At 45.3% G+C, this 21,753-nt stretch carries 16 protein-coding genes; 7 read left to right on the top strand and 9 right to left on the bottom strand.

Translation table 11 applies throughout. The features are described 5' to 3' along the window. Positions 1–142: 142 nt before the first annotated feature. On the top strand, positions 143–1,246 hold the full coding sequence (hemE, locus tag ACIGBN_RS13905) for a uroporphyrinogen decarboxylase (RefSeq protein WP_133004220.1): 1,104 nt from the start codon (positions 143–145) through the stop codon (positions 1,244–1,246). A gap of 84 nt (positions 1,247–1,330) precedes the next feature. Here hemE and ACIGBN_RS13910 read toward each other — a convergent pair whose 3' ends face one another. Beyond that, positions 1,331–1,702 carry a hypothetical protein gene (locus tag ACIGBN_RS13910; RefSeq protein WP_396666099.1) on the bottom strand — a complete coding sequence of 124 codons (372 nt, stop codon included), beginning with the start codon at positions 1,700–1,702 and terminating at the stop codon, positions 1,331–1,333. A 128-nt stretch (positions 1,703–1,830) separates the two neighbouring features. Between ACIGBN_RS13910 and ACIGBN_RS13915 the strand changes: the two genes are divergently transcribed. Then, positions 1,831–2,169, top strand: coding sequence for a P-II family nitrogen regulator (locus ACIGBN_RS13915; RefSeq protein ID WP_133004222.1), 339 nt, complete (start codon positions 1,831–1,833; stop codon positions 2,167–2,169). A gap of 127 nt (positions 2,170–2,296) precedes the next feature. Here ACIGBN_RS13915 and ACIGBN_RS13920 read toward each other — a convergent pair whose 3' ends face one another. The 5 genes from ACIGBN_RS13920 to ACIGBN_RS13940 all read right to left on the bottom strand — a co-directional run bounded on the left by ACIGBN_RS13920 (position 2,297) and on the right by ACIGBN_RS13940 (position 6,524). After that, positions 2,297–3,007 carry an ABC transporter permease gene (locus ACIGBN_RS13920; RefSeq protein ID WP_133004223.1) on the bottom strand — a complete coding sequence of 237 codons (711 nt, stop codon included), beginning with the start codon at positions 3,005–3,007 and terminating at the stop codon, positions 2,297–2,299. A gap of 3 nt (positions 3,008–3,010) precedes the next feature. After that, positions 3,011–3,700: an ABC transporter permease gene (locus ACIGBN_RS13925; protein ID WP_133004224.1), complete on the bottom strand. Its 690-nt coding sequence runs from the start codon at positions 3,698–3,700 to the stop codon at positions 3,011–3,013. 79 nt (positions 3,701–3,779) lie between these two features. Then, positions 3,780–4,535 carry a transporter substrate-binding domain-containing protein gene (locus tag ACIGBN_RS13930; protein WP_133004225.1) on the bottom strand — a complete coding sequence of 252 codons (756 nt, stop codon included), beginning with the start codon at positions 4,533–4,535 and terminating at the stop codon, positions 3,780–3,782. 66 nt (positions 4,536–4,601) lie between these two features. Next, positions 4,602–5,369: an ABC transporter ATP-binding protein gene (locus ACIGBN_RS13935; RefSeq protein WP_133004226.1), complete on the bottom strand. Its 768-nt coding sequence runs from the start codon at positions 5,367–5,369 to the stop codon at positions 4,602–4,604. A gap of 135 nt (positions 5,370–5,504) precedes the next feature. Further along, positions 5,505–6,524: a GlxA family transcriptional regulator gene (locus ACIGBN_RS13940; protein WP_133004278.1), complete on the bottom strand. Its 1,020-nt coding sequence runs from the start codon at positions 6,522–6,524 to the stop codon at positions 5,505–5,507. A 293-nt stretch (positions 6,525–6,817) separates the two neighbouring features. Between ACIGBN_RS13940 and ACIGBN_RS13945 the strand changes: the two genes are divergently transcribed. The 3 genes from ACIGBN_RS13945 (at position 6,818) to sbmA (ending at position 14,524) form a co-directional block, all read left to right on the top strand. Continuing rightward, positions 6,818–11,641 carry an NAD-glutamate dehydrogenase gene (locus ACIGBN_RS13945; protein WP_396666103.1) on the top strand — a complete coding sequence of 1,608 codons (4,824 nt, stop codon included), beginning with the start codon at positions 6,818–6,820 and terminating at the stop codon, positions 11,639–11,641. Positions 11,642–11,692: 51 nt separating this feature from the next. Continuing rightward, entirely contained in the window at positions 11,693–12,916 is a 1,224-nt protein-coding gene (locus ACIGBN_RS13950; protein WP_396666105.1) for an aspartate aminotransferase family protein, read from the top strand. Positions 12,917–13,240: 324 nt separating this feature from the next. Continuing rightward, positions 13,241–14,524: a peptide antibiotic transporter SbmA gene (sbmA, locus tag ACIGBN_RS13955; protein WP_396666107.1), complete on the top strand. Its 1,284-nt coding sequence runs from the start codon at positions 13,241–13,243 to the stop codon at positions 14,522–14,524. 145 nt (positions 14,525–14,669) lie between these two features. Here the strand turns inward: sbmA and ACIGBN_RS13960 are convergent, their stop codons facing one another. The 3 genes from ACIGBN_RS13960 to ACIGBN_RS13970 all read right to left on the bottom strand — a co-directional run bounded on the left by ACIGBN_RS13960 (position 14,670) and on the right by ACIGBN_RS13970 (position 19,067). Then, complete coding sequence (locus ACIGBN_RS13960) at positions 14,670–14,882, bottom strand: hypothetical protein (protein WP_133004230.1); 213 nt, start codon at positions 14,880–14,882, stop codon at positions 14,670–14,672. A 242-nt stretch (positions 14,883–15,124) separates the two neighbouring features. After that, on the bottom strand, positions 15,125–18,040 hold the full coding sequence (glnE, locus tag ACIGBN_RS13965; protein WP_133004231.1) for a bifunctional [glutamate--ammonia ligase]-adenylyl-L-tyrosine phosphorylase/[glutamate--ammonia-ligase] adenylyltransferase: 2,916 nt from the start codon (positions 18,038–18,040) through the stop codon (positions 15,125–15,127). Positions 18,041–18,107: 67 nt separating this feature from the next. Then, positions 18,108–19,067 (bottom strand): CYTH domain-containing protein, encoded by a 960-nt coding sequence (locus tag ACIGBN_RS13970; RefSeq protein ID WP_396666110.1) that lies wholly within the window; start codon positions 19,065–19,067, stop codon positions 18,108–18,110. 132 nt (positions 19,068–19,199) lie between these two features. On the opposite strand from ACIGBN_RS13970, the gene argE reads away from it, so the two are divergent. After that, positions 19,200–20,393, top strand: a complete 1,194-nt coding sequence (argE, locus tag ACIGBN_RS13975; protein WP_133004233.1) for an acetylornithine deacetylase — start codon at positions 19,200–19,202, stop codon at positions 20,391–20,393. Continuing rightward, positions 20,386–21,696, top strand: a complete 1,311-nt coding sequence (gene argA, locus ACIGBN_RS13980) for an amino-acid N-acetyltransferase (protein WP_133004234.1) — start codon at positions 20,386–20,388, stop codon at positions 21,694–21,696. The genes argE and argA overlap by 8 nt, the downstream gene beginning before the upstream one ends. Positions 21,697–21,753: the final 57 nt, after the last annotated feature.

Here is a 21,753-nt window from a genome sequence, read left to right on the forward strand (position 1 = left end):
GAATGCCATCAAAAAGAATGAGATAAATCAATGTCCTTGCCGTTTTTTAGGTAAGTTGTCATAAATTGTATTTATTGGATCTGCTTTTACCGATCAAGTTAGGTAAAATGTTTTCCAACAAAGAACTAATCGGAGAGTCTGAATGTTTCCTGAGCTCAAAAATGATCGCTTCTTGCGTGCTCTACTCAAGCAACCTGTTGATACAACACCTGTATGGATGATGCGTCAAGCGGGTCGCTACTTACCTGAGTACCGCGCAAGCCGTGCCACTGCTGGCGACTTTTTGAGTCTCTGCAAAAACGACGCCTTCGCCTGTGAAGTTACCCTGCAGCCTCTTGAACGCTACGATCTTGATGCCGCCATTCTCTTTTCAGATATTTTGACCATCCCTGACGCAATGGGATTGGGCCTGTACTTTGAAACGGGCGAAGGGCCGAAGTTCAAACATACGGTTCGCTCCAAAGCTGATGTCGATGCCCTGCCAATCGCCACAGCCAACGATCTCGATTACGTAATGAAAGCCGTGACTACGATTCGCCATGCGCTAAACGGTCGAGTGCCTCTGATTGGCTTCTCCGGTAGCCCATGGACACTGGCGACTTATATGGTTGAAGGCGGTTCTAGTAAAGATTTCCGTCATATCAAGGGCATGATGTACAAAACACCAGACGTGCTTCATGCCTTACTAGACAAGCTTGCCAAATCGGTTATTGACTACCTTAATGGTCAAATCAAAGCCGGTGCCCAAGCCGTACAGATCTTTGATACTTGGGGTGGCGTGTTAAGTGGCCCTATGTACCAGCAGTTTTCATTGATGTACATGAAGCAGATCATGGATGGTTTGATCCGCACCCACGAAGGGCGAAAAGTGCCGGTGATCATGTTCACTAAAAATGGTGGTCAATGGTTGGAAAACATGGCGGCCACGGGTCCTGACGCTCTCGGTCTAGATTGGACAACAGACATGGCAGAAGCGCGCGCTCGCGTTGGTGATAAAGTCGCACTGCAAGGCAACGTTGACCCATGCGTTTTGTACGCAGACAAAGCGGTGATTGAACGCGAAGTAGAAAATGTACTCGAAGGCTTTGGCCATGGCACAGGTCATGTCTTCAACCTAGGTCACGGTATTCATCAATTTGTGGACCCTGAGCAACCTAAGTACCTGATCGATGCGGTCCATGAGCTTGGTGCTAAATACCATGAACAGAGCTTTTCAGACCTAGACTCACTCAACGATCTCGACTAAACCACTACCTTGATCGTCTTCTAAAAAGGCACCCGCGTTGATTAACCACTCGGGTGCCTTTTTTATTGCGTAACCTTGTATTTATTAAGCGTTTTTTATTTCTTCTAAACGCCTAAGACAAGCCTCCCCTACGGGCTTTTTCTGCTCTCGCCAAAGGCCATTTTTCTTACGAGAGACGCACTGAAAGTCGCCGTTCACGTAGCAACAGACATGATCATGACCTTGTTGATCGAGCCAAGACAAACGCCCTAAAGCCCTATTACTACCCAGTCCCACCACCACAAACCTTAGCTGGAGCGCAATGTCGCGATCCCAGGCTGAGAAGCTAATCACATTTTGCGGCGTTGATATTTTTCTAAAATGTAACCCCGCCGCTTGCCAAAGACTCTGCTTTAATCCCTTCATAAAACGGTCTATTTTGGCTTCAAAGACGAGAAAATACTCATTGTCTTGCATACCACACCTCGAAAAATCCATCTTCAGAATAACAAATATAGACCATAACCTATTCCTCAGTAGCGAGTTTCACAAGAGAGTGTTATTTTTACGGAAACAATGCATATTTATTTGTATGGAGAAAGAGAATGAAGTTAATCACCGCCATTATTAAACCTTTTAAGCTAGATGAAGTTCGCGAAGCGCTGTCTGAAATAGGTATTAGTGGTATTACCGTCACGGAAGTAAAAGGATTTGGCCGTCAGCGTGGTCATACCGAGCTATACCGAGGTGCGGAGTATGTTGTCGACTTCCTTCCAAAAGTGAAACTCGAACTGGCTGTTGATCTTGATCAAATGGAACGCGCAATTGAAGCCATTCAACACAGCGCCAATTCAGGTAAAATTGGTGATGGTAAAATCTTTGTTACCGAACTAGAGCAAATCATCCGTATTCGTACTGGCGAAACTGGCGCGGATGCCATCTAAAGCTTCTTAGCGTTTAGCATAGCCCATAAAAACACGCTTAAAAGACACAAAAAAAGAGGCCGAAGCCTCTTTTTTTTACCCTACTATCAGCCCTTTACCAGCTAAATAATAAAGCGCAACCCTGGCATTAGCCTTTATCTGGCACCTTAATTGAAACGGACCCCAAATAACGGTTTTGACGTTTTTCAACCTGACGGAAGATGGCAATAATCACCATACTAATCACCAAGTAAATCGCCCCTGCCGCCAAAAAGATTTCGATTGGCGTGTACGTTCTCGCAATGATGGTTCGCGCCATACCAGTAAGATCCAAAATCGTAATGGTACTGGCTAAGGCACTGCCTTTGAGCATCAAAATGATTTCATTTCCGTAAGCTGGCAACACGATGCCGAATGCACGAGGCAATAAAACACGGCGGTACATTTGCGCTTTAGACATGCCCACGACTTTACAGGCTTCCACTTCACCTGGCGGAATCGCCTGAATCGCGCCTCGGAATATTTCAGCTGTATAAGCAGATGTATTCAAGGTAAACGCAATGATGGCACACCAAAATGGCTCACGCAGAATCGGCCAGAGAAAACTCTCACGAACGACCTCAAATTGTGACGCACCGTAGTACACCAAAAATATTTGCACTAGCAAAGGCGTACCGCGAAAGAAGAAGATGTAAGCAAAGGGAAACGATCGAATCCAAAGCACGGGCGAAATACGCGCCAGAGCGATAGGCAAAGCAATGATGCCCCCCAATACAATTGATAAAACAACCAACTGCAGGCTAACCCAAGTCCCTTCTAATAAACGAGGGAAGTATTCTACAACTACTGAGAAATCCATCGTTTACCCTCTTGTTAAGCCACGGCGAGCGCGCTTTTCTAAATACGACACCACACCCATGGAGACAACGGTTAGTGCCAAATACATAATCGCTGCCACAAGGTAAAACAAGAAAGCTTCTTTTGTGCTACTTACAGCAATGTTTGCTTTACGCATAATATCTTCTAAACCTACCACAGAGACTAATGCGGTATCTTTCAGCAGTACCAAAAACAAGTTGCCTAAACCGGGCAAGGCGATGCGCCAAACCTGTGGCAAAATAATTCGATAGAACTTGTGAAATGTGCCCATTCCTAACGCCACAGCCGATTCATGCTGCCCCTTAGGAATAGATTGCAAAGCACCTCGAAATACTTCTGTTGCGTACGCACCAAAAGTTAGCCCCAACGCCGTCACACCCGCAGCAAAAGCACCAATTTCAATATATTCATCATACCCAAACAGACTCGCAATCGACATTAAGACGGTGGTCGCCCCAAAATAGATAATCAGCACTGTCAATAATTCAGGAAGTCCCCGAATCAAGGTGGTATAGATATTCGCAATCCATTGCAGAGGTTTTATTGACGATAATTTAGCGGCGGCGCCCAATAAACCGAGCACAAGACCAACAACTAAAGAGGCAAGAGCAAGCTCTACGGTAACCAATGCGCCTTGTAACAGCTGATGACCGAATCCATGAAGATCAATCATATTTTTTTCTCAGAATTAAACAGGAAACAACCCCTTTAGCTCAGTAAATGAGCCAAAGGGTATGTCGACTTTCTACCGATTAATAGATAGAAAATGGGAAGTATTTAGCGTTGATTTTTTGATAAGTACCATTTGCTAAAATTTCTTTTAGGGCTTCGTTTAACTTATCTTTCAACTTATCGCCTTTGCGTACAGCAATACCGATATTGTCGTTTTTCATGAAAGCAGCGCCTTTAAACTCAAACTTATCGCCATTACCGGACGTTTTAAGCCAGTTATAAGTCGGCAACTCATCCGACAACACAACATCAAGACGACCAGAAACTAGATCCAAATACACGTTGTCTTGGTTATCGTAGAATTTCAGTTTGGCCTTGCCTGCATAATTGTCTTCTAGGTACTGAGCACCCAAGGTTGCACGCTGTGCACCAATGGTTTTGCCATCTAGATGCTTAAGATCTACTTTCTCACCAGTACGGCCTAGGAAGCGCAAACCGCCTGAGTAGTATTTGTTAGTGAAATCTACCACTTTCTCACGCTCTGGAGTAATAGACATAGACGCAATAATGGCGTCGAATTTACGTACTTTCAGACCAGGAATAAGACCATCCCAATCCTGCGTAACCACTTCACAATCTGCTTTCATTTGCGCACACAAAGCGTGCGCAATATCCACATCAAAACCCTGTGGTTTACCTGAAGAGTCGATGTAATTGAAAGGCGCCCAAGCACCTTCTGTCGCGAAACGAATTTTGTCAGCTGCTTGTGCAGAAGCGCCAGTCAGTGCTGCGCCAACAAAAAGAGCCGAACCCATTATAATAGTTTTTAATTTCATGAAAGATTCCTTAGTGAACAGTTATTTTTTTACTTTATTTAAACCAAGCACAGTCTTAACGATTGCCTAAAACACACTAGATAAGAATGCCTTACAACGCTCAGACTCTGGAGATCCAAACACTTTACTTGGAGCGCCTTGTTCTTCAACGACTCCCTGATGAAGAAACACAACATCGCTGGATACTTCACGAGCAAAGTTCATCTCATGAGTAACAATCAGCATCGTTCTACCTTCGTCAGCCAGTTTACGCATTACACCTAATACTTCACCTACTAACTCAGGGTCAAGCGCTGAGGTAGGCTCATCAAACAAGATGACCTGAGGGTCCATCGCTAACGTTCTCGCAATGGCGACACGTTGTTGTTGGCCACCAGAAAGTTGGTTTGGGTACATGTCTTTTTTGTCCGCTATCCCTACTTTATCAAGAAGATGTTCAGCGTACGCTTTAACTTCATGCTTTGGACGTTTAAGAACATGAGCTGGCCCTTCCATAACATTTTGCAAAATAGTCATGTGTGGCCATAGATTAAAGCTTTGAAAAACAAAGCCAATCTGCTGACGCATCTTGGTCAGCTGCTTCATATTACCGGAAACCAAATCGCTACCATCAGGAACCAAATTCAAAGATTCACCATTAAAGATGATTTCCCCTTTGGTTGGATTTTCTAGCATATTAATACAACGTAAAAATGTGCTTTTTCCTGAGCCACTTGATCCAAGAATAGAAATAACATCCCCGTCATAGGCTTTTAAGGAGATACCCTTAAGCACCTCTACATTCCCAAACGTTTTATGAATGTCTATTAGCTCTAGAGCCGGGACTTTCGACATGTTGATTACCTTTTTATATATCATTTTTATTTTCGTGTACGAAAATAGAACCTGAGAAAGCACGCCCTGCCGCTATTAGAGCAGGAAAAAGCAGCGCACTCATAGATCAAAATAGCTCGTAAAGCGTATTTTAAATTATTTTTTCCATAATTGTCTTTTTTTCCTGTCTGTTTGATCAGGTTGAGCCACCTTAATTTGCAGATTTTTCCGTTCTGCTCTGGGTGAGAGCCCAAAAAACCCCTTATAAGTGGTACTAAAATGTGGCGCCGTCGTGAATCCACACTCCAACCCAACCTCTGTAATCGACTTATCCGTTTGCAATAACATCTGTTTAGCATGCTGAAGACGCAGTTCCAGATAGTAGCGAGAGGGCACAGAACTCAAGTTCTGCTTAAACAAACGCTCTAAATGACGGCGAGAAACACCAACATGATAAGCAATATCATCAGACGACAAAGGTTCGCGGATGTTCGCTTCCATTAATTGAACCGCTTCAACCAATTTCGGCTGGCCAGTCCCTATCCGCGCCTGCAGTGGAATCCGCTGCGGGTCGTCGTGGGTACGAATACGTTCACAAACAAACTGTTCTGAGATGGTGCTAGCAAGCGTCATGCCATGCTGTTTACCAATTAGAAACAACATCATATCCATTGCCGCGGTGCCACCACTGCACGTAAAACGATCACGATCCACTTCAAATAAGTGACTCGACACAATCGTATCGGGAAACTCATCCCGTAAATTGGCAATATTCCACCAATGTATGGTCGCACGATAGCCATTTAACAGCCCTGCTTTGGCCAATAAATAGCTCCCAGTGCAAAGACCGCCGAGATGGATCTGCTTTTGCGCCTGCTTCTTCAACCAATTTTCTAAAGTTTGACTTTCGTTTTGTGTCACTGGCGAGGCACCACACACAAAAATGGCATCAAGATCCTTAGGTGCATCCATGGTGGAGTAGTCAGTATGCGTTGTTACCCCTGTATTTGAAGAGATTTCACTCTCCCCATGACCAATGGTACAAAAACGATATAGCTCTTTTCCTGTCACCCAATTCGCCATGTGCAAGGTTTCTATTGCAGATGAAAAACCCAACATTGAATAGTGAGGTAGAAGCAAAAAACCGTATTTTTGAGGTTTTTTGCTCGCCTGCATGATTTCTCTCGATGCAAATTCACTCTTGTACAAATTATTATCCTGCGATCAATGAGTAAAAAAGAAGTTTATTTCGTTTAAAATGGATAACAAAGGGTTTTCCTGTTTGAATCAAGCTCTTTTTAGGAAAAACCTTCAAATAAGAGAACTAAATGTCGCAATTGCGTAATTTCAAGCCTTTCAAAGGAGACGAGTTTTCATAATAATCGTTTGGCAGTCTTGAAGTAGTACTTTCGTGATCTAACAATGGCAACTAGTTTTATAAAGAACACCACTCATGAGGATGAGTTCTAATGACTGATAATAAAAAATGCGAATTGATCGACCGTATTGAAGCTGAGATACGAGACAACTTCAGTAGTAGCGAAGCACAAAATCTTGTTCACCTTACCCACCTATACTTCCAGGACTCGCTAACGGAAGACATGGTGAATGAGTCCATTGAAAACCTATATGGCACTATCGTATGCCTATGGGATTTCTTACAACAACGCTCAGGTTCACAGCCGAAAGTTCGCGTTTACAACCCTAATTACGAAGAGCATAGCTGGCACTCGACACACACTGTGATCGAGATTCTAACAGAAGACATGCCATTCCTTGTGTCCTCTTTTAACATGGCACTTGTGCGCTTAGGTCACACTATTCACTTGACCGCTCACCCGGTCGTCCCTGCAGTACGCAATAAAAAAGGTGAGCTGCAGTCTATTAACCCTGATGGCCCTCTTGAAACGCACGAAGCATTGATGCGTTTTGAAATTGATCGTCTATCCGACATCAACCTGTTAGACGAAATCAAAGAAGAGCTTTTGTCTAGTTTAGTCGATGTTAAAAAGGCCGTGAAAGATTGGCCAACGATGAAAAGCAAACTGAGCGAAATTATCGGCGAGTCCGAAAAAATCGCTCATTTAAAAGACAATGCCGAGCACCAAGAGAATCTTGATTTTCTTCGCTGGATCGCAAACGACCACTTCACCTTCATCGGCTTTCGCGCCTATGATTTGGTCGCAGAGAAAGACGAAGCGCACCTTAAATTGGTAGACGGCTCTGGTCTTGGTACTTTCCGAGACATCAATGATAAGAAAGTAAAACGCGACATAGTGCTTAACAATCGTTTGGCAGAGCTGGCGGTTGATAACAGCAATGCGCTTATCTTAACGAAGTCCACCGCTATTTCGACCGTACATCGCCCTGTTCACTTAGATTATCTAGGCGTAAAACGCTTCGACAAAAAAGGCAATGTGATCGGCGAATGGCGTTTCTTTGGTTTGTATTCTTCGGCGACTTACGTGGCCCGTTTACAAGACATTCCTTTGTTGCGTAAAAAGCTAAACCACATTGTTGAACAAGCAAATGTGGACCCAAACAGCCACAAAGGCAAAAACCTTAAGCACATTCTTAACAGCTACCCGCGCGATGAAATGCTGCAAGCGCCTGTGGCTGAGCTTTACGATACAATCGAGAGCATCCTCGCGATTCAAGAACGTCGTCAATTACGTGTATTCTTGCGCAAAGACATTTATGGCCGCTTCTTAAACGCCTTGGTGTACGTGCCTCGCGATCGTTACAACACAGAATTGCGTATTCATATGCAAGACATTCTGATGAATGCTTGTAACGGCACAAGCTCTGAGTTCAACGTACAGTTCTCTCAACTTGTGTTGGCTCGCGTTAACTTTACGATCCAAATCGCTGACCCACAAAACAGCCCTTCCATCGACGAAGAAGACATTCAACGTAAGATGCAAGAAGCCATGAGTTCGTGGGAAGACAAACTGCTGTCTGCTTTGCATAAGAGCAATGGCGAAGAAACTGGCAATACGCTGTTCGCACAATACGCTCACTACCTACCAGCCGCGTACCGTGAAGACTTCTCTCCAAATTCTGCGGTATTGGACATCGAACGTCTTAACTCATTGGCTGGCGAAGGCGACATCAGTACTCATTTGTATCGTCAGGTTGGTCAAACCAAAAACAACTACTTCTTCAAAGTGTACGGCTCCGGCACGTCCTTGGTGTTGTCAGATGTATTACCGATTCTTGAGTGCATGGGGTTACGTGTTCTTGAAGCGCGCCCTTATGAGTTAGACAATCACGAAGAAGACATTAAAAACACCTGGATCGTGGAATTTGCGATTTGCGTGGACGCTGACGTTAACCTTGAGAAGAACGCACAACGTGTGGCCTTCCAAGACGCATTTAACCAAGTCTTTAGCCGCCGTATTGAAAATGACCGCTTTAACGCCCTTGTATTAGACGCGTCTTTGACGTGGCGCCAAGTCACTATGCTACGTGCATTGACCAAATACTTGATGCAGTTACAAGTGCCTTTCTCTGTTCAATACATGCAACAGACATTGGAGAAGAACGCCAATATCGCACGCTTGTTGGTGCAATTATTTGAGCAACGCTTTGACCCAAGCTTAACCGCTAAACGCGATGACAAGGTTCAAAAACTGCTTGAGAAAATTGATCTAGAATTGGATCAAGTGGCGAATTTGGATGAAGATCGAATCCTCAAACATTACTTGTCTGTTATTCAGGCGATGATTCGTACTAACTTCTACCAACCTGATGTTAACGGCGAAATCAAAGATTACGTTTCTTTCAAACTAGACCCATCTTTGATTCCTGCAGTACCACTACCTCGCCCTAAATTTGAGATCTTCGTTTACGCACCTTGGGTTGAAGGTGTTCACATGCGAGGCGGCAAAGTGGCTCGCGGTGGCTTACGCTGGTCAGATCGTATGGAAGATTTCCGTACCGAAGTACTTGGTCTAGTAAAAGCCCAAATGGTAAAAAATGCGGTCATTGTGCCATCCGGTGCAAAAGGCGGCTTTGTTGCCAAGCAGCTTAAGAAAAATGCGTCTCGTGAAGACGTTCAAGCAGAAGTTGTTCGTTGCTACACCACCTTTATCAGTGGCTTGTTAGACATCACTGACAACCTGGTTCAAAACGAAGTGGTTGCACCTCTTTCCGTTGAGCGTTACGACGAAGACGACCCATACTTGGTAGTCGCCGCCGACAAAGGCACAGCGACCTTCTCAGACCTTGCGAACAGCATTTCTGAAAAATACGGTTTCTGGTTAGGCGACGCCTTCGCTTCTGGTGGTTCTAATGGTTACGACCACAAGAAAATGGGCATCACAGCTCGCGGCGCCTGGGAATCTGTGAAACGTCAGTTCCAAGAAATTGGCATTGATTGCCAAACAACCGACTTCACCACAGTCGGTGTTGGCGACATGGCCGGCGACGTATTTGGTAACGGTATGCTGCTGTCTGAGCACACTCGCCTGATCGCAGCCTTTAACCATATGCACATCTTCATTGACCCAACACCAGATGTGGCAAGCTCATTTGCAGAGCGTCAGCGTATGTTTAATCTCCCTCGCTCATCATGGGAAGATTACAACAAAGAATTGATTTCTAAAGGCGGCGGCATCTTTAATCGTTCCGCAAAATCCATTCCAATCAATGCTGACATTCGTAAAGCCCTCGGCATCGAAGGCAACATGAAGTCCATGGCACCAACGGACTTAATCAATGCTATCTTGAAAGCACCAGTTGATTTGCTTTGGAACGGCGGTATCGGTACCTATGTTAAAGCCGAAAGCGAAACACACGCAGACGTTGGTGACAGCGGCAACAACGCCTTACGCGTTAATGGTAAAGAACTACGTTGTAAGATTGTTGGCGAAGGCGGTAACCTTGGACTAACACAGCGTGGTCGTATTGAGTTCGCTCAAAACGGCGGTTTAATCAGCACAGACGCAATCGACAACTCGGCAGGCGTTGACAGCTCTGACCACGAAGTAAACATTAAGATCCTGCTTAACCGTGTTGTTGAAAATGGCGACATGACTGAGAAGCAACGTAACACTTTGTTGGCTCAAATGACCGACGAAGTAGGTCGTCTTGTATTGCGCCATAACTTAGGACAAAGTCATGTACTGTCCTTGGCGAACGCACAATCATCCGAACGTTTGACTGACCACTGGCGCTTGATCTTGTCCTTGGTACGTGAAGGTCGTCTAAACCGTGAAATCGAATTTTTACCAAGCGATGCGCAAATCAAAAAACGCTTGAACAAAAATCAAGGACTGACTCGTCCTGAGATTTCTGTGTTGCTGGCCTACTCTAAAATCAAGCTTTCTGAGCAATTGGTTGAAGACGGCATTGGTGAAGACCCTGATTTAATTACTCAAATTCATCAGTACTTCCCGAAAGAGCTGACCAAACGTTTTGGCGATCAAATGGCGTCACACCCATTGGCTCAAGAAATCATTGCTGGCCACGTTACCAACAACCTTGGTAACCGCATGGGTCCAACCTTCAGTACCTATGTACAAGAAGAAACCAGCGCATCGGCTCTGAACCTAGTTCGTGCTTACATGGCAGCAGAAGACATTTTCGACATTCCTTCTCTTTGGGATTCGATCAACGCTCTGGATTTCCAAGTTTCTAACCAAGTATCGAACAACCTATTGATTCGCATTCAAGCCTTGCTAGAACGCGCGACGCTTTGGTTGTTACGTAACACTCGTGAGAGCTTGTCGATTCAACGTTTGAAAGACACTTACAAACCAGGTGTTGAGATCATTCGCGCTAACATGCAAGCGATCCTAACAGAGCCAAGCCAAGCACACTTAGCCGAAATCAATGCAGAGTTGGCTGAACAAGGCATTCCAGCAGAAGTGGCAGAGAAATTGTCTGCACTGCATTACTTATTCTACGGACTGGACATCATTCGTGTGGCCAGCAATACCGAGAAAGAAGTATTGGATGTCGCACAGACTTACTTTGCCCTTGAAATGGATTTAGAGCTTCATTGGCTACGTCACAGCGTGTTCGAATTATCGGCTGACGATATGTGGCAACGCCGAGCGAAAGCCGGCCTTGGTGACGAAGTAGATAACAGCTTAAGAACCCTCACTCAGGAGGTCATTCAATCCAGCTCTGATATCAAAGAGCTTGAAGAAAGACTGACTTTCTGGCGCGAGCAAAATAGCGACAATATCAAGCATTACAGAACCACCTTCGGTGAAATTAAATCTGAAAGTGAATTGACTCTTGCTATGGTAACTGTGGCTATTCGTGAGTTGAGAAACCTGATATAAACCAAAGGGCGGCTGGTTCTACAGTCGCCCATCTTTAAGAGGTATATAAAAGTGACTGAACAAGTAACGAGAGCAACATTTGACGAAGTAATGGTTCCTAACTACGCACCATCTGCGGTTATTCCAGTGCGTGGCGAAGGCTCTCGCGTATGGGACAAAGAAGGTAAGGAATACATTGATTTTGCAGGCGGTATTGCCGTGACTGCGCTAGGTCATTCTCACCCAACTCTAGTCAATGTAATGCGCGAGCAAGCGGGTCAACTTTGGCATCTATCCAATGTCATGACCAACGAACCTGCCCTACGCTTAGCGCAGAAACTGACCGATAAGACATTTGCTGATCGCGTCTTTTTTTGTAACAGCGGTGGTGAAGCCAATGAAGCCGCTTTCAAACTCGCTCGTCGTTACGCATTCGATCACTACGGTCCTGAAAAGAACGAAATTATTGCCTTCAATAAATCGTTCCACGGACGTACTTTGTTTACCGTTTCTGTTGGTGGACAACCTAAGTACAAAGAAGGTTTCGAGCCGACTCCGGCTGGCATTAATCATTGCGACTACAACAACATTGATCAATTAAAAGCGTTGATCTCTGATAAAACTTGCGCCGTTGTGATGGAGCCAATTCAAGGGGAAGGCGGTATTATTCCTGCGAATGTCGAGTTTGCTAAGCAGGTGCGTGAGTTGTGTGATCAACACAATGCACTGCTTGTATTTGACGAAGTGCAGTCTGGCGTGGGCCGTACTGGGACTTTCTTTGCCTACGAGCAATTGGGTGTAAAACCTGATGTGCTAACAAGCGCAAAAGCGTTAGGTAACGGTTTCCCTGTTGGCGCTATGCTTACTACCAAAGACATTGCAGCTAGCCTAGCCATTGGTACACACGGTAGCACTTATGGTGGCAACCCAATGGCGTGCGCTATTGCTGAAGCCGTCGTCGATATTATCGATACGCCAGAAGTACTAGGTGATGTTGATAAACGTCATGCGCTTTTTGTTGCAGGTTTAACGGCCATCAACGAAAAATACCATGTCTTTAAAGACATTCGCGGCATGGGCTTATTGATCGGTGCTGAAGTGGTCGACAGCCTAAAAGGCAACGCGAAAGCGTTCCTAGTTGAAGCCGCTAAAGAAGGCTTGTTCGTATTGGTTGCTGGTGCTGACGTACTGCGTTTTGCTCCATCACTGATCATTCCAGAAGCCGACATTGCTGAAGGTTTTGTTCGTTTAGAACGCGCTGTCGCAAAAGTGGTAGCAGACAACAAAGCCGCGTAATCCATTTTCGGTCATCGAATGAGATAACGTACTCGCATCAGAATCGGGCCTTCACTTTAGTGTCGCGCCCGATTTTTTTTATTGATCAAAAAATTTCCTCTCACTCTACATCCTCAATGCGCTTTTTAATCGGCCAATTCTTTGCGTTTAGGAAGTCACGCAGTTTTATTCTTTGTTTACAGCTTCTTGAATAGGAGTTTGATTGTTCTTCACTCAGTACTAGTTTAAGCTTCAAACAGGTCTAATTAGACAACTTTTTAGTAGATCAATCACTTACCCTATTCAAACTAGGTTAATCCCATTTAGTCAAAGAGAGAACAAAACGTGTTTTTATCCTTCTTCCCAAAACCTAAGTTATTCTTTTTGAGCTTTGCCTTATGGGCGCTTGTTTGTGTTTTAGGCTGGTATCTTGCGATACAAGATTTAGGCAGCACACTCAGCTTGGCCTCTTTGTTTGGCCTGCATTTTCCTGAAGCCTTAACTCCAGATGCCGATGCAGCAGCCAAAGCGGCCTTTGCCAGTGCTCAAGAATTTGCAGTCGATGTCTGGCTATACCAATATATGTTGGTTTGTTATGCCATTTTCATTGGCGCTTGGGTGGCTTATGGCGGACAGAAATGGGCTAAATGGTCTGTTATCGGTTCTGGTTTAATCGTCTTTATCACTTGGTTCCAAGTACAAGTCAGTGTGATGATTAACGAATGGTATGGCAGCTTTTATGACCTTATCCAAAAAGCACTCAGCGCACCAAACAGCATTACTTTAACGCAATTTTATTCACAATTATCAACCTTCGCGATCATCGCCCTAGTGGCCATTACTGTGTCTGTATTGAATAACTTTTTTGTCAGTCATTATGTGTTCCGCTGGCGCACAGCGATGAACGATTACTACACCTCAAAATGGCAGCAGGTTCGCCAAATTGAAGGGGCGTCACAGCGTATTCAAGAAGACACCATGCGCTTTGCCAATATCGTGGAAAGCCTTGGGGTTCGTTTTCTAGATTCCATTATGACCTTGCTGGCCTTCTTGCCCGTTCTATGGGGATTGTCTTCATACGTCACCACCTTGCCCTTTATTGGCGAGGTACCTCAAGCACTCGTGTTTGTGGCCATTTTATGGGCGATCATAGGCACAACGCTATTGGCGGTCGCAGGGATTCGCTTACCAGGGCTAGAGTTTAAAAACCAACGTGTTGAAGCGGCTTATCGAAAAGAGTTGGTGTATGGGGAAGACTTTGAAGATCGTGCTGAGCCAGCGAAATTAGTAGAGCTGTTCGCAAATGTTCGCAAAAACTATTTCCGACTGTACTTTAACTACCTGTATTTCAACGTGGTGCGTTATGGCTACCTACAAGCTGGGGTTTTAGTGCCTTTGATTGCATTAGGGCCTTCTATTGTGGCGGGGGCATTCACGCTTGGTATCATGCAGCGAATTTCAAACGCGTTTGGTCAGGTCGAAAGTTCTTTCCAATTTTTGGTTAATTCTTGGACCACCATAGTAGAACTCTTGTCTATTCATAAACGTCTGAAAGCGTTTGAAGCCGCCATTAATGACCAGCCTCTGCCTGCGGTCGATCAAGAGTTTCTGGCCAAACAAGACGACTAAACGCGCTGCGTATCTTTGTTGCTCAGTCAGTCTTTGTCGCTTAGATAGCCAGTACGGCAAAAGCAAAAATGCCTTCAATAGAAACCATTGAAGGCATTTTTTATGGTTCTGAAAGCGGCATAGCAAAAGGGAAGTCGAATTGAGTTTAGACTCGAATATTCACACTCTGACCCAAATTATCGGTTGTTGCATGATTACCGCTACTAGCAGCAGGGGTAGGATTCACCGAGCTGGCACTTTCTAATAAATCTAACGCTTGTTGCCCTCTGTGGGCAATAACGTCTTTATTCAAATTTGCGCTGTATGCTTCTTTTGCGTAAGACATTGAAGCGGCGCCGACGCCACTAATCTCAGACATAACTTCCCCTCCCTATCTAACCTTTTAGGCTTTTACACCAACAAGGTTACTGTTCAAAAATAAAGCTATTTATGAACTATAGCGAGAATCTGATCAATTTACGATCAAAAAATAAGGAAATTAGATCAATAAACACTCACAAACAAGCAAAAATGATCAATTAACCACCAAAAGTGATCACTGCAGTACAATTATCAACCAACAGGTTCGGCGACCTCTTCGCTGCCTTTTTTCCTAGCGGTTTAAAGATCTGGTGAATTAACAAACTCATCCCAATACCCGCTCACCAACGCTTGGTTCGCCATCAATGCATCCCCTTGAACCACTCGCCCCTGTTTTTGCAGCGTTAATCTGTGACTGTGCGAGCGATAAAGTGTGTAGGTGTCTATCATCTTCTCGGCTTTTTCAGAGGAGATCAGACCCACCTTAGAAGCCGCTTCTATCTGGCGCACATTGTCAGAATACGCCATTAACTCTGGGTAACGATGAGACCAAGCCAGCACCAGGTATTGCACCATGAACTCAATATCTATGATGCCACCAGCACCTTGCTTCAAATCAAAGCCCTTTTCTTTACCGCCCGTGTCCAAGTGTGCGCGCATTTTTTCACGCATTTTAACCACTTCTGCTTTTAGCTCTTCTCGATTACGTTGAGAGCCAATGATGCTCCGGCGGCAATCTTCAAATTTCGCTTTTAACGCCGCATTACCGGCCAGCGCTCGAGCCCGGGTCAATGCTTGATGCTCCCACGTCCACGCTTCTTTTTGCTGATAATCCTGAAACGCTTCTAAACGCGTAACAAGCAGCCCAGAATTTCCTGAAGGTCGTAACCGCATATCCACTTCATAGAGGCGCCCAGCTGCGGTAAAGCTGGTAATAATGTGAATTAAACGCTGCCCTAAACGAGTATAGAAGGTGAGATTGTCTATGCTTCGGTTGCCATTGGTGTAGCCGTTGGCTTGCGCATCATGAATAAACACCAAGTCGAGATCTGAATCGTAACCCAGCTCCCAACCACCTGATTTTCCATAGCCAATAATGGCCAGTTGCGGTCTAGTGGCTTCTTCACCATCACTCACAGGAAAACCATGCTTGGTGGTTAAATATCGCCAAGACTGCTGTAACACTTGTTCTAACAGCACTTCCGCTAACCAAGTTAAGTGATCACTCACTTTCATGATTGGCAGTATGTTGGTGATATCGCAGGCGGCAATGCGCAAAATGATCGACAATCTGAAGCGGCGCATGGCGTCCATTTGAGCTTCTTCATCGTCCTCAGGTAGACGTAATAAAATTTGCTGTAGCTCGTCTTCGAGCATTTGTTTAGTCGGTGGGCAAAATAACGTGGTGGCATCCAACAACTCATCCAACAAAGAAGGTGTCGCAGAAATCGCCTCACTAAACCAAGCACTTTCTCGGCATAAACGGATAAGGTGCGTAATCGCGGTAGGGTTTTCACATAACAACACAAGGTAGGCGGTCCGGCGAAGCACGGCTTCTAAAATAGGCAACACCCTATCCATGACCAAATCAGGCGTACTTTCATGCTCCAATTGAGAGACAAACATCGCCAAAAAGATGGCCAGACGTTCCTGCCCTATAGGTTGCATAAAGACAATGTTTTTCGACGATAGAAACACGGATATACGCTGTACAGTGGCGTCTTTATCCTGCCAAACAATGCCATCTAAGGCATCACTAATGGCGTCTTTATCATCAGCATGCTTTAGCAATAGCCGCCATGTGTCTTGGATTTTAATCTCTTCGCTGGTCTCTTCGCCGTCGTCTATTAGCTCTAGAAACAAGCGATGCACATTACGTCTCACGTCCCACAGCGCACTGTCTAAGCTTTCCCATGAAGCATAGCCTACCATAAGCGCAATGCGTGTTCGCTCAGTTTCATCATTTGGTAGTAACTGAGTTTGTTCATCTTTTACCGCCTGCAAAGCGTGCTCTGTGCGTCTTAATAACTGATAGGCATTCGCGAGTTGCTCCACGTCAGTGGCAGACAAATAATCCTGCTCTGCAAGGTAAGGCAACACTTTTAATAAGGCCGGACGTTGCAATCCACTGTCGCGCCCACCATGAAGGATTTGCAGCGCTTGAGCAATAAACTCAACTTCTCGAATTCCGCCTTCGCCCAACTTAATATTGTGCTCTATGTCTTTACGGCGCACTTCTTTTGCGATCATTTTTTTCAGGTCTCGCAATGCCCCAATCGCGCCGAAATCTAAATACTTGCGATAAACGAACGGCTTTCTGAGCATTTCAAACTCTGCAACATCGGTACTATTCCCCGCCATCACACGAGCTTTTATCATCGCATAACGCTCCCAGTCTCGACCTTGATCCTGGTAGTAATTTTCCAATGAATCCATATTTAAGACGAGCGCACCAGACTGACCAAATGGTCGCAAGCGCATATCAACACGGAACACAAAGCCGTCTGCGGTAATCTGATCTAAATGCTGGATGAGCTTTTGACCAAGCTTAGTAAAGTATTCCTGATGTGACAGACTCTTCTTGCCTCCAGACGTCTCACCGTGCTCGCGAAAAGCAAAAATCAAATCGATGTCTGACGATAAATTTAGCTCATTACCACCGAGCTTTCCCATCCCAATCACAATTAAGGATTGAAGCTCACCCGAAGCGTCTAATGCCTGCCCATAAAGCGCCCTATAATGCTGAGTGGACCACTGTATGCTGGCATTCACACAGGCATCTGCTAACGCGCTCAACCTCAGCGTCAAATCGGTTAAGCTGATTTTTTGCTGAATATCCAAGGCAATCAGCCGCACCATCCACCACTGACGATAAAGACGTAAACGCGCCATCATTGCACTTTCATCAAGCTCACTGATCGTAAGACCATTGGTTGCCACCACAGATTGACCTGAGATCAAATCTTCCATTGAAGGCAAAGTGGGCAAGGCCTCTAAAACAAGCAAATCATCTAACCAGGCTGGAAAGCGGACACATTGCTGATGAAGGTAATCACTGAGCAACCAAAGCGGCTCTAATACCGCCACTTGTTGCTCCGTTAACAGGGTTAATCCACGTTGCTGGCGGGCTTCTTGAATGGCTTCAACAAGCAAGCAACGATTATCAAGTTGCGCACAAAAAGCATCATAAACTGGGTTTAAAGCAGGTGGGGTCAAGACATTATCCTTCTGTGTATTATTCTTATTCGTTGTGTCTGATGGGCGAATGGCAAAGATTTAATGGTTAGTGCGCATCACCATAAGAAGCTTGATTTAACCACTGGCCGATTTCCAGCATGATGATGCCAGTGTCTTTACGCGCGGCTAAAGCGGAAAGAAGATCCTGGTCTTCAGCTTGTAGAGTTTGCTGATAAATTTCATCAAGACGATCAAGACTTTGTGCGAATGTGGTCGGCAAACAACGGGCTAATTGTGCCATTGAGTGACGAATCGGTTGTATCAGAATCTCGTCCTTCATAAAAAACATCGCTTCCCAATAGACCAGCCATACTTCATACCAATAAGCAGACAACGCCAATGTCGATGCCGCCGCATTGGGCTTCTCAGGAAACTCAATAGCCCCTTGTTTTAGACGCACGCCTTTTTGCGCTTTAGACACAGTGCTGACTTGCAGAGGAAACTGCTTAGCCAGCTTGAGGGCAAAACAATACAGCCCTGTTTCATCGCCTGCTTTGAGTTCCAGCTCTAATTCACTGATCGCATCTTCACCATAAGGTGAGGTGACTTTACCGGCGTCGCACACCACTTCCATCTGGGTGCCATTTTCTTCTATGAGCCAGACTTGGCGCTCAAAATCCGTACGAAACACTTCCAGCAGCTGACGACTCCAAGCCATGTCCGTCAATGACTCAGGCAGAGGCACTTCGCTCAACAAAGACAGATCTAGCTGATCATTCGGAATCATCCATTCCCACTCACCACGAGCATGCATGCCTACACGGTTGCTGCCTCGGGTTTTCACTGTTTGAATAAACTTCTGGTTCACCGCACGAATACGCAGTGCTATTCCAGCCTGCATTAACGTCGCGTCTTCTGTATCAAAATACCCATTCATCAAAGACAGCGTTGCTTGACGAGTTGCTGTCTCAGATTTCGAAAGCAGACAAAATTCATCCAAAAATTCACTGGCAGACTTGAGATACTCGGACTGAACCATTAACTTAAGTTCTAGCTCGGTAGCCATAAATATACGAACCTCTTTTACTTCTGGTGTCGACCTAACGCCAGAGACCACATAATCTTGATTATAATTGTATCAGATGCCTAGCCGACAATAGTAATATTAGATCATCACTACTCTGCCTGAGGAGCCACCATGGCTGCATTACCGTCGCTTATCAGTATGATGTCGCAGCTTATTGCATCGCCATCTATCAGTTCTAGTCAATCAAACTGGGATCAGTCAAATAAAGGCGTCATTGAATTGCTAGAGAGCTGGCTTTCTTCTCAAGGCTTTCAATGTGAAATCATGCCCATTCCCGGTCGTCCCAATAACGTTAATTTGATTGCTACACTGGGCTCCGGTGATGGCGGCTTGGTACTGTCTGGTCATACAGACACAGTCCCTTATGACCCCGGACGTTGGCACTCTGATCCCTTCAAACTGGAAGAACGAGACAACAAATTATATGGCCTTGGTAGCTGCGACATGAAAGGCTTTTTTGCCATTGTGATTGATACGGTTCAGCAAATGGCACTAACAAACCTCAAACAGCCTTTGATCGTCCTTGCCACAGCCGATGAAGAAACCTCTATGGCGGGTGCTCGGGCTTTGGTCTCAAACCATAAAATCAAGGCCCGCTACGCCTTAATAGGTGAGCCGACCTCGCTCACACCCATACACGCCCACAAGGGCATTTTGATGGAGCGTATTCGAGTAACGGGGCAATCTGGTCACTCTTCCAATCCAGCGCTTGGCAACAACGCAATGGAGGCCATGCACGCGGTCATGTCGGAGCTGATGCGGTTCCGTAATCGCTTAAAAGAGCGCTACCGTGACGCGTCTTTTGTGGTGGATTACCCAACCATGAACTTTGGCTGTATTCATGGCGGCGACAGCGCCAATCGCATCTGTGGAAGCTGTGATATTGATTTTGACTTGCGTGCTCTTCCTGGCATGAGTAATCAATCTCTGATCGAGGAAATTGCCAAGATATTGCCTAATGTCGAACAACAAACTGGCACTCAAATAGAAATAAACAGTTTATTTCCGGACATTCCTTCTTTCTTCACGCCCACCGAATCGGACATAATTAAGACTTGTGAGAAACTCACGAACAATGCGGCCAGCAGTGTCTCTTTTGCAACCGAAGGCCCTTTTTTCAACCAATTAGGCATAGAAACGTTAATATTAGGTCCTGGGTCTATCGATCAAGCCCACCAGCCGAATGAATTTATGGCCTTAGAACAAATTAAACCTATGCAACAGGTACTGCGCGGGTTAATCGAACGCTATTGTGTACAAAGTACCCCATTTAACCAACCAAAAGACGAGGAACAGCGTGTCTGACGAGCTAAATTATGTGGACTGGTTTCGCCACTCCTCCCCCTATATTAATGCCCATAGGGGAAAAACCTTTGTTATCTTAATTCCAGGCGAAGCCCTAGAAAGCACGCATTTTTCTGGCATTATCCATGACTTAACCTTGCTAGACTCTCTCGGCATCCGACTTGTTTTGGTTCAAGGTGCGCGCCCTCAAATAGATAAAATACTTTCTAAACGAGAGCACACTAGTGCTTTTGAAGATGGTTACCGCATCACGCCTCAAGATCAACTTATGGACATTATCCAAGCTTCCGCCGCCGTGCGAGTGCAGCTTGAAGCTCAGCTGTCTATGGGGCTGTCCAATACTCCGATGGCAGGCGCCAGCCTAAAAGTTTGCAGTGGCAACTATGTGATTGCTCGTCCTCTGGGCGTGGTCAATGGCATCGATTATGGCCATTCTGGGGAGGTTCGTCGTATCGATTCTGATGCTATTTTCAGATTACTCGAAGACGACAACATGGTCCTACTTCCCCATTTGGGCTTTTCTCCTACTGGAGAGGTATTTAATCTAAAAGGGGAAGATGTTGCCATCCAAGCCGCCATCCAACTCAAAGCCGACAAGCTGATTATCTTCACCGAAGAAGAAGGTATTTTTGACCAGCACGGTAAATTGTATTCCGAATTGCTGACCCACGATGCCGACGTTATTTTGAAAAATAACACCTTAAACAGCATCACTCATGCCGCACTAGAAGCCTGCGTAGCGGCAGTTCGTCAGCATGTACCTCGTGCTCATATCATTTCATTTAATGAAAATGGCGGCCTACTCCAAGAGCTGTTTACCCGTGAGGGAGCTGGCACCATGATAGACGAAGACAGCTACGAGCAATTACGCCCAGCGCATATTAATGATGTCGGTGGCATGATGGCCCTGCTCGCGCCACTGGAAGAAAAAGGGGTCTTAGTGCGCCGCTCAAGGGAATTGCTCGAAAACGAAATTGATCGTTTTATTGTCATTGAACGCGATGGTGCCATTGTGGCTTGTGCGGCTATCTATCCTTTTGAACAGGAAAACGCTGGGGAACTGGCTTGCTTAGCAGTCTCACCTGACTACCGTGGCTCTAATCGCGGCGAACGTTTACTCAAAGGCATAGAACAAGCCGCTAAGAGGCTGAATTTAAGCACTGTCTTTTTGCTGACCACTCGCACCGCCCATTGGTTTATCGAGCGTGGTTTTAGTGAAACCTCACTCGCTTCTTTGCCAGCCAAAAAACAAGCGCTCTATAACTATCAGCGCAATTCAAAAATCTTCTCAAAGCAACTCTAACCAAGAAGTAGTAAATAAAGGCGCACCACTTAGCGCCTTTATGAAACAAAAAAAATG

The organism is Marinomonas sp. NPDC078689 (genome assembly GCF_044542435.1).
GTDB lineage: Bacteria > Pseudomonadota > Gammaproteobacteria > Pseudomonadales > Marinomonadaceae > Marinomonas > Marinomonas arenicola.